This window comes from Streptomyces sp. NPDC051172, from assembly GCF_040682555.1.
Lineage (GTDB): Bacteria > Actinomycetota > Actinomycetes > Streptomycetales > Streptomycetaceae > Streptomyces.
Genome location: NZ_JBFBBE010000215.1, coordinates 1 through 8,524 on the forward strand (window position 1 = coordinate 1; position 8,524 = coordinate 8,524).

An 8,524-nucleotide genomic window follows, 5' to 3' on the forward strand; every position below is an offset into this window, starting at 1 on the left:
CGGGGAGCGAACCGGCCGCGTTGATCACCACGTCCTCGTCGCCGACCACCGCATCGACGACCGCGCGGCGATGCGCGAACCCGCGGCGGCCGGCCCGCAGCGTGTAGTCGGCGTCGGCGAGGTCGGGGGCGTCCGGCCGCGCCAGCACGTCGGCCAGCCGACCGGCCAGGTCGCGCAGCGCCCGGTCGCTCTTGGCGCTCACCGCGAGCAGCCGGGGACCGGCGTCCGGCGTCGGCCGCGCGGGCAGCGGTGGCGCCTCCTCCAGCACGACGTGCACGTTGGTGCCGCCGATGGCGAACGAGCTGACCGCGGCCCGCCGCGGGGTCGGGCCCGGCTGCCATGCCATCGGCAGGGTATTGATGTGGAACGGGCTGCCGGCCAGCTCGATCTGTGGGTTGGGCCGGGTGAAGGTCGGGTGGCCGGGGATCTCCCGGTGCCGCAGGGCCAGCACCGTCTTGATGAACCCGGTGATCCCGGCGGCGGCGGCCAGGTGCCCGGCATTCGCCTTGACCGAGCCCAGCGCGCACTGCCCGGGCTGGGCGCCGCCGGCGACGAAGGCCTCGCTGAGAGCGGTGAACTCGATGGGGTCGCCCAGGGAGGTCGCGGTCCCGTGCGCCTCGACGTACGTGATGGTGTCGCTGTCCACCCCGGCGACCGCGTGCGCCTCGCCGATCACCGCCCGCTGCCCTTCGACGCTCGGGGCGGTGTAGCCGATCTTGTCGGACCCGTCGTTGTTGACCGCCGATCCCTTCAGCACGGCCAGGATCCGGTCGCCGTCCTCGACCGCCTCGGCCAGCCGCTTCAGGGCCACCAGGCCGACGCCGTCGCCGAACGTGGTGCCGTCGGCGTCCGCGTCGAAGGGACGGCACCGGCCGTCCGGGGAGAACATCATCCCCTCGCGGTACACATAGCCCGGATACGCGTTGGCGATCACCGAGACTCCGCCGGCCAGCGCGATGTCGCATTCCCCCGCGATCAGGCTCTGCGCGGCCACGTGCACCGCGACCAGCGATGTCGAACAGGCGGTCTGCACGGCGACGCTCGGCCCCTTCAGGCCCAGCTTGTAGGAGATCCGCGTGGTCAGATAGTCCTTGTCGTTGGCGACCATGAGCTCGATGCCGTCGTAGGTCAGCAGGTCGCAGGACCGGGCCACGACGTTCGTCAGGTACGTGTTCATCGCCGCGCCGGCGAACACCCCGACCGCCTGGTCGCCGGCCCCGCCGGAGTAGCCGATGGTGTCGAGCAGTTCCCAGGCGACCTCCAGCATGATCCGCTGTTGGGGATCGATCAGCTTCGCCTCGCGCCGGGTGTAACCGAAGAACTCGGGGTCGAAGTCGAAGGCGTCGGGCAGGACGGCCGCTCGCCGGACGTAACGCGGATCGCGGAGTACCCGCTCGGGCACGCCGGCCGCGAGGAGTTCGTCGTCGGTGTAGGTGGTCAGCAGCTCGTCCCCGGCCCGCAGCCGACTCCAGAACGCGTCCAGGTCGGGGGCGCCGGGAAACCGGCCGCACATCCCGATCACGGCCACGTCGTTCGACCGCATCGTCGCGTCGAGCTCCTCGGCGTCAGGCATTCCGCCCTCCCCGCTCCCGGGCCCGCAGGCGCGCGCCGCGGACCGTGTCGTCCGCCAGTCGGATGCGTCGGCTCGACGTCCGATCCCGGTCGCGGCCCCCGCCTCCGCCGGCGGCTGCCGGCGCGGCGTCGGCCGCTCCGAGGCGCGCGGCCAGACTGGCCACGGTCGGATAGCGAAACATCTCGGACCCCTTCAACGGCGGGTCCGCGGCATCGCCGTCGAGCAGTTCGTAGACCTGCAGAAGCAGCATGGAGTTGCCGCCGAGATCGAAGAAGTTGTCCTCGCGGCCGATGTCCTGGCGCTGCAGCACCTGCTGCCAGACGGCCGCCACCCGACGCTCGTGGTTGCTCGGCGCCACGGCGACGCCGGTTCGAGCGGCCATGCTCGCGAACTGCTCGGCCAGTCGTACGCGGTCGACCTTCTGACCGGCGTCGAGCGGGAACGCGTCGAAGAACCCGATCGCGGTGGGCACCATGTAAGGCGGCAGCGTGGAACGCAACTCCGCTATCAGGGCGCTTTCCGTCAGGTTCCACCCCGGCTCGGGAATCACGCAGGCGACGAGGCGGCTGTCGTCGGCGTCCGCTCCGGCGACCGATGCCGTCGACCTTCTGACACCGGGCACCTTGCCCAGCCGGGCTGCCACGCCTTCCAGCGCGACCCGGAACCCGCTGATCGTCACCTGGTCGTCGACACGTCCCAGGATTTCCAGTTGCCCCCTGGTGTTGACCCGCGCCAGATCGCCGGTGCGGTACAGCCGGCCCTGCGGCTCGAGCGGACTGTCGAGGAAGCGTTCCTTCGTCAGCTGCGACTGGTTGACGTAACCCCGGCTGACGCACTGTCCGCCGATGTGCAGTTCGCCGGTGAACTCCGGCGGCACGGGGTGCCCGTGCTCGTCGAGGACGTGGACCCGGGCGTTCGCCAGCGGGAGTCCGACCGGCACGCCGGTTCCTGCGCAGTCTTCGGGACCGACGGGCTGTGCGGTGACCCAGACCGTGGTCTCGGCCGGGCCGTACATGTTCCACAGGGTCCCGCACCACTCGCGGACGGTCCGGGCGAGCGGCGCGGGCAGAGGCTCGCCCCACGAGAAGACGTGCCTCAGCGCCAGCCCCTGGGCCCCGGTCCGCCGGACCACGGCGGACAGGCCGTGCAAGGCGGAGGGGGTCTGGACCATGTGGGTGACCCGTTCCTCGGCGAGCAGCGTGTGGAGGAGGTCAGGCGATCGGGACGCCTTCGAGGGCACGACGACCAGGCACGCCCCGGCCAGCAAGGTGCCCCACAGCGACAGATCGGAACCGGCCGGGTGGAAGAACGCCCCGACCGCGGTCTCGTCGATGACGACGTGTGCACGCATCGACTCCAGCAGCGTCAGGACGTTGCCGTGCTCGACGTCGAACCCCTGGGGCGTCCCGGTCGAGCCGGAGGTGTAGACGGTGTGGGCCACGTCGCCGGCTCGCGGCAGATCGCCGGGCTCTCCGACGGGCGGCAGCTCGGTCTCCGCCATGACCAGGACCGGCACCGCGGCACCGTCCAGCAGGCCGGTCAGGTCCGGCTGGGTGAGCACGACATGCGCTCCGCTGTCTTCGAGCACCGAGCGGCACCATGCCGCGGGATCGGACGGGTCCAGGGCCACGTAGGCCGCCTGGGCCCGCTGGACCGCGACGACCGCGGCCACCGTGTCGAGGGAGGGCTCGAGCAGGAGGGCGACCCGGCTGCCCGGCCCGACGCCCTCGGCCCGCAGCCGGGCCGTCCAGCGCCCGGCCAGCTCGTCGAGCTCGGCATACGTGAGCTCGTCGCCATCGCAGCGCACTGCCGTTCGATGGGCGTGCTGCTCCGCGGCCTGCCGGAAGCGGGCCGCCAAGCTGTCGTCCGACGCGACGGACACCGGCATGGGGTGCCGGTCGACGACGTGCCCGGCCTCGCTCAGTACCGGCAGATCCGCCACGCTGCGGTCAGGGTCGGCGACCGCGGCCCGCAACAGCGTCGTGAAGTGCTCGGCGGCGCGGCCGGCCGCGGCGGCGGAGAAGACGGACTTGCGGTACTTGAGCAGTCCGACGAGCCGGTCGCCGTCGTGGACGATCTCCAGCGTGAGCTCGAGCTGGTCGTCCTGCTTGTCCAGCGGGAACGGCGCCGCGGACAGTCCGGCCCAGGCGACCGGCGACGCGCCCTCCTCGGCCGCGTGCAGGGCTGCGTGCGCCGGATGCCGACTGGACTTCTGATAGATGAACATCGCCTGGAAGATCGGATTGCGACCGTCCACCCGGCGCGGCGCCAGCTCGCTGACGAGCAGCTCGAACGGATAGTCCTGGTGCTCGAACGCCCCGGAGACGGTGCGGCGGGTCCGGCCGAGCTGCTCGCGGAACGAGACCGCGTCGCTCAGGTCTGCACGCAGCACGACGGAGTTCATGAAGTTCCCGACGCAATCGGCCAGCGCCGGGTCGGTGCGGCCGGCGAACGGGCTCCCGACGAGCACGTCACGCCGGCCGGTGTAGCGTCCGACCAGGACCTGAAAGGCCGTCAGCAATACCACGTAGGGCGTGACCGCTTCCGCCTTGGCCAGCGCGAACACGTCCGCAGCCAGGTTCACCGGGATGGGGAACATGAGCGAACCGCCGCCGTCGGCGTCCGCCGGGTCAAGATCGAACCGGGGCCACTCGACCGGCTCCAACTGACCGGGCAGCTGGGCGTGCCAGTAGGCGCGGGCCCGGGTGCCCCGATCGTCGGCGATCAGCTCGCGCTGATACGCGACGAAGTCGCTGTACGGATTGTTGCGTCCGGGCAGCCGCGCCGGGCGCCGCTCGTTCTCGGCGACGTACAGCTGCTCGAGTTCGGCCAGCATGGTGCCGAGCGACCAGAAGTCGCACACCACATGGTGGGCGGCCAGCAGAACGACCGCTTCTCCGGGCGCCACCAGGTATGCCCGCGCTCGAAGGGGAGGCCCGGTCACGAGGTCGAACGGCTCGCGGTAGGCGGCTCGCACCGCCTCGCGAAGTTCTCCGTCACTCCACTGACGGGCATCCAGCTCGGCGAAGTCCGGTTCGAGCCAGCCGTGAACGGTCTGACGGTCCGCGGGGCCGTCACCGTCGTGGGCGCGCGCCCGGCTGAAGGTGGTGCGCAGCGCCGCGTGCCGCCCGACGAGCGACTGCAGCGCTCGGTGGAACGCCCCGGAGTCGAATCCGCCGCTGAACCGGGCCGTGAGGGCGACGTTGTAGGACGCGCTGTCCGGGTCCATCTGATGCAGCATCAACAATGAGCTCTGCGCGTACGAGAGCGGATGCTCGGTGCGCGCCTGTACGGCCCGTGCCCGAAGCGCCGCCTCCAGCTTCTTCCGGAGGTCGTAGTCAGTCATGAGGGTCACTCCTCGGTCGATCCGACGGGGGTGGAAGCGCCTGGGCCTGCCCACAGAGGCAGGAGGGCGTGCAATTGGTCCTCGGTCAGCGCGTCGAGCGAGGCCAACAGCCGCTCCGCCTCCTCAGGCGAGAGCTGGTCCGGCCCGCCCGCCTCCTCACCGGTCCCCGCCCCGAGCTCGAGCCCGAAGACCTCGACGACCGGCCGCCCGGCGTCGTCGACGACCGAGACGTCGACGACCTCTCGCGCCGGCTCACCCACCCGGTGCCGGACCACCGCGACTCCGGACCCCGCAGCGCTCGCCGACTCGTGGATCACGACCCGCTCGATCCGGAACGGCAGCTCGGTGGACGGCGCCGGAGGCGGCCGATCCGCTCCCGGCCGGTCACCGACCGCCCGCCCCGTCGCACGGAACGGCGCGTGGTACTGCACCCAGTCGACCGGAATCCCCGCCTCCTCCAACCGAGTCAGGTGCTCCAGGACCGTCACCGAATCCGGTGTCCGAGGCGCCAGCCCCGCCAGCCAGAGCTCACTCCCGTCGCTCTGCGCCCGGCCGGCCGTGGTCAGCGTCCGTCCGGGCCCCACCTCCAGGAAGACCGTGCAGCCGTCGTCCATCAGTGCCCGGACTCCCGCCATGAACCTGACCGGTGAGGTGAGCTGCCGGCCCCAGTACTCCGCGCCGAGCTCCCCGCCCGCGGCCCAACCCCCGGTGAGGTTCAGCGCCAGCGGCACGGCCGGGGGCCGGTGCCGGATCCGGGCCGCCGCCGCGACCAGCTCCGGGACGACCGGGGCGACCAGCGTCGAGTGGAAGGCGTGGGTGGTCTCCAGCGGGATCGTCAGCCAGCCTCGCCGCTCGAACGCCGCCGCCAACTCCCCCATCGCTGCGTCGGTCCCCGAGACGACGATCCGCTCCGGGGCGTTGTACGCGGCCACCGACGCCGCGCCGCCCTGTGCCGCGACCATGCCTTCCAGCTCCGCCGGGTCAGGACCGCCCACGGCGACCATCCGGCCGGCGCCGGGTACGGCCGCGAAGGCCCGGCCGCGGGCGCTGACGAGTTCGAGCCCTTCCTCGACGCCGAACACCCCCGCCACACAGGCGGCCGCGTATTCGCCGAGACTGTGGCCGACCACCGCGTCCGGCCGCACCCCGCACGAGGTCCAGAACTCCGCCAACGCGACCTGCAGCAGAAAGACGGCGGGCTGGAGCAGCTCGGCCCGGGTCTGGGCGGCCGGGTCGGCGAACACGTCCAGCGGACCGACGCCGGTGAGCCGGCGGAACTGATCGGCGTGCCGGTCGATGCCCGCGCGGAACAACGGGTGCTTGCGATGGAACTCGACGCCCATGCCGACGTACTCGGAGCTCTGCCCTGGAAACAGGAACCCGGTGCACGGCCGGGCTCCGGCCGCCGTCACGAGGTCCCCCTGCGCCGCGTCTGAATCCGGTATGACCTGAACATTGTTGTACGGCATTCCGGGCACAAAGGAACTCCAACCGATCTGTCAAGTCTGGAAAAAGTCAGCCACGTGAGCCCGCGACATCCAACGGGCTGGAATGGGATGACGACGATTTCCAGAAGAGGTCGAAGCGCCGTTGACCGAGGGCGCTGTCACCGAACCACGAACATATGGGTCGGGAAACCGTCCACCGCAAGGTGACATCGGCTCGATGTCTTGCCGGCGAGACAGGCTTTCTGTCTCAGCCTCCTGATGCTGATGCGATTTGCCTGGTGCACGAGAAATCGAATCACAGAACCCGGTCACCTGGTAGCGGCGGATCCACGTTCCGTCCCGAAGCCACGCGTCAGGACGCCTCGCCGACCAGTTCGCTCAGCACGTCGCTGAGGTCGCTGAGCAAGGGGTTCTTGAGGATGACGCCCGTGATCCGGGATATCCCGAGCTCCTGGCGCAGGGCCTGGCCGAGGCGGACGGCGATGATGGAGTTGCCGCCGACGGCCAGGAAGTCGTCGCCGACGCCGATGTCAGGATTCCCCAGAAGCTCCCGCACCTTGCCGACCACCAGCTCGTCCATGGGGTTACGGAACCCACTGTCGACCGTCACTTGACCACCTCTCGCACTTCATCGGTCAGCTCTCGCAGGCCGGCAGGCCGCATGTCCGACCGGTGTGCGGACACGTATTCAAGACATGTTCGCCCGCGTGTCCGCGTCGCCTGATTTCCCGAAGGACGTGTCCATCGTGCGTTTGTCTCGCCGGCGAGACAACACTTCGTCAGCCGTTTTCCACCGCGGTCCGCGGTGAGTGTGTCCGCGAAGAACGACGGTGCTATGAATCAGGAGCGGGCGCATTTACTGACCGATATTCGCCACACACCTCCTACTCCGAACCCGTATCCGCTGGGGAGAACGCACGATGGATCTCAGCCTCTTCTATTTCGCCAACGACAGCGGAGGCGCCGAGGCCGACCGGTACCGGTTGCTGCTCGAAGGCGCCCGCTTCGCCGACGAGAACGGCATGGCGGCGGTGTGGACCCCGGAACGCCACTTCCACCCCTTCGGTGGGACCTATCCGAACCCCTCGGTGACCAGTGCGGCGATCGCCGCGACGACGGAGCGTGTCAAGATCCGGGCGGGCAGCGTCGTGGCACCGTTGCACCACGCGCTGCGGATCGCCGAGGAGTGGTCCGTGGTGGACAACATCTCCCGGGGCCGAGTCGGGGTGTCCTTCGCCTCCGGCTGGCACCCAGTCGACTTCGCCCTGAATCCGGCCGCCTACACGAACCGCCGGACGGAGATGTACGAGCGGATCGAGCAGGTGCGTGCCCTGTGGCGCGGCGAGGCGATCGAGGTCACGGACGGCGCGGGGAACCCGGTGAAGGTGCGGTCGTACCCGCCGCCGGTCCAGACCGACCTGCCGATCTGGGTCGCCAGTGTCGGCGACGTCGAGACCTTCCGCAGCGCCGGCCGGATCGGAGCCGGACTCCTCACCCACCTGCTCGGCCAGAGTCCCGAACAACTGGCGCACAAACTCGCCGAGTACCGGGAGGCCGCGGCCGACGCCGGCTGGCCGGGCCACGTCGCGGTGATGGTGCACACGTACCTCGGCGAGGACACCGACAGGGTCCGGGAGCTGGTCCGGCCGTCGCTGAGCGACTACATGCGCAGCTCACTCGGGCTCATCCTGGCGTCGGACCTCAGCACCGGAGACCTGGAGCCGGACGAGATCGACCTGCTCGTCGAGCGGGCCTTCGAGCACTACTTCGACAACGTCGGCCTGCTCGGCTCGGTCGACAAGGGCGAGCAGGTCGTGGCGCGGCTCGCGGAGCTCGGCGTGGACGAGATCGCGTGTCTCATCGACTTCGGACTGCCGACGGACGAGGTCATGACCGGCTTGACCCATCTCAAGCGACTGCAGGACGTGTGCGGCGCCGACGCGCCCGACCAGCGCACGATCTGACGCTGGTCCTTCCCATGCCGCCGCGTCGCCCGGCCAGGGTGCGGATCCACCGTGCCCGCGCCGGGGCCGACCCGCGCCGTGCGGGAGTTCACGGCCTTTCTTGATCAACGGCCACGCCACCGCGGCACCCAGGACGGTGACCGGCAGGTGTCCGTCAGCAGGACCGCCTCCGGTGCTCCCGTCCGGGGCCGGG

5 protein-coding genes are annotated in these 8,524 nt (G+C 70.7%); 1 reads left to right on the forward strand and 4 read right to left on the reverse strand.

All coding sequences use genetic code 11. From position 1 onward, the window contains the following. The 4 genes from AB0N07_RS48725 to AB0N07_RS48740 form a co-directional block, all read right to left on the reverse strand. The coding region (locus tag AB0N07_RS48725) for a polyketide synthase (protein WP_365847099.1) at positions 1-1,573 on the reverse strand (1,573 nt) is incomplete at its 3' end. Next, the gene (locus AB0N07_RS48730) at positions 1,566-4,919 is read right to left on the reverse strand and encodes an amino acid adenylation domain-containing protein (RefSeq protein ID WP_365847101.1); all 3,354 of its coding nucleotides are present in this window, start codon (positions 4,917-4,919) and stop codon (positions 1,566-1,568) included. The genes AB0N07_RS48725 and AB0N07_RS48730, both read right to left, overlap by 8 nt. Before the next feature lie 5 nt (positions 4,920-4,924). After that, a complete protein-coding gene (locus tag AB0N07_RS48735) occupies positions 4,925-6,331 on the reverse strand; it encodes an acyltransferase domain-containing protein (RefSeq protein WP_365847103.1) in 1,407 nt (468 codons plus the stop codon). A 388-nt stretch (positions 6,332-6,719) separates the two neighbouring features. Next, a complete protein-coding gene (locus AB0N07_RS48740; RefSeq protein ID WP_365847105.1) occupies positions 6,720-6,977 on the reverse strand; it encodes a phosphopantetheine-binding protein in 258 nt (85 codons plus the stop codon). A 310-nt stretch (positions 6,978-7,287) separates the two neighbouring features. On the opposite strand from AB0N07_RS48740, the gene AB0N07_RS48745 reads away from it, so the two are divergent. After that, positions 7,288-8,331 carry a MupA/Atu3671 family FMN-dependent luciferase-like monooxygenase gene (locus tag AB0N07_RS48745; protein ID WP_365847107.1) on the forward strand — a complete coding sequence of 348 codons (1,044 nt, stop codon included), beginning with the start codon at positions 7,288-7,290 and terminating at the stop codon, positions 8,329-8,331. The last annotated feature ends 193 nt before the right edge of the window (positions 8,332-8,524 follow it).

Excerpts from the sequence above, each read along its gene's own strand:
- AB0N07_RS48730 (WP_365847101.1), bottom strand. The coding sequence starts at position 4,919 with ATGACTGACTACGACCTCCGGAAGAAGCTGGAGGCGGCGCTTCGGGCA.
- AB0N07_RS48745 (WP_365847107.1), top strand. The coding sequence starts at position 7,288 with ATGGATCTCAGCCTCTTCTATTTCGCCAACGACAGCGGAGGCGCCGAG.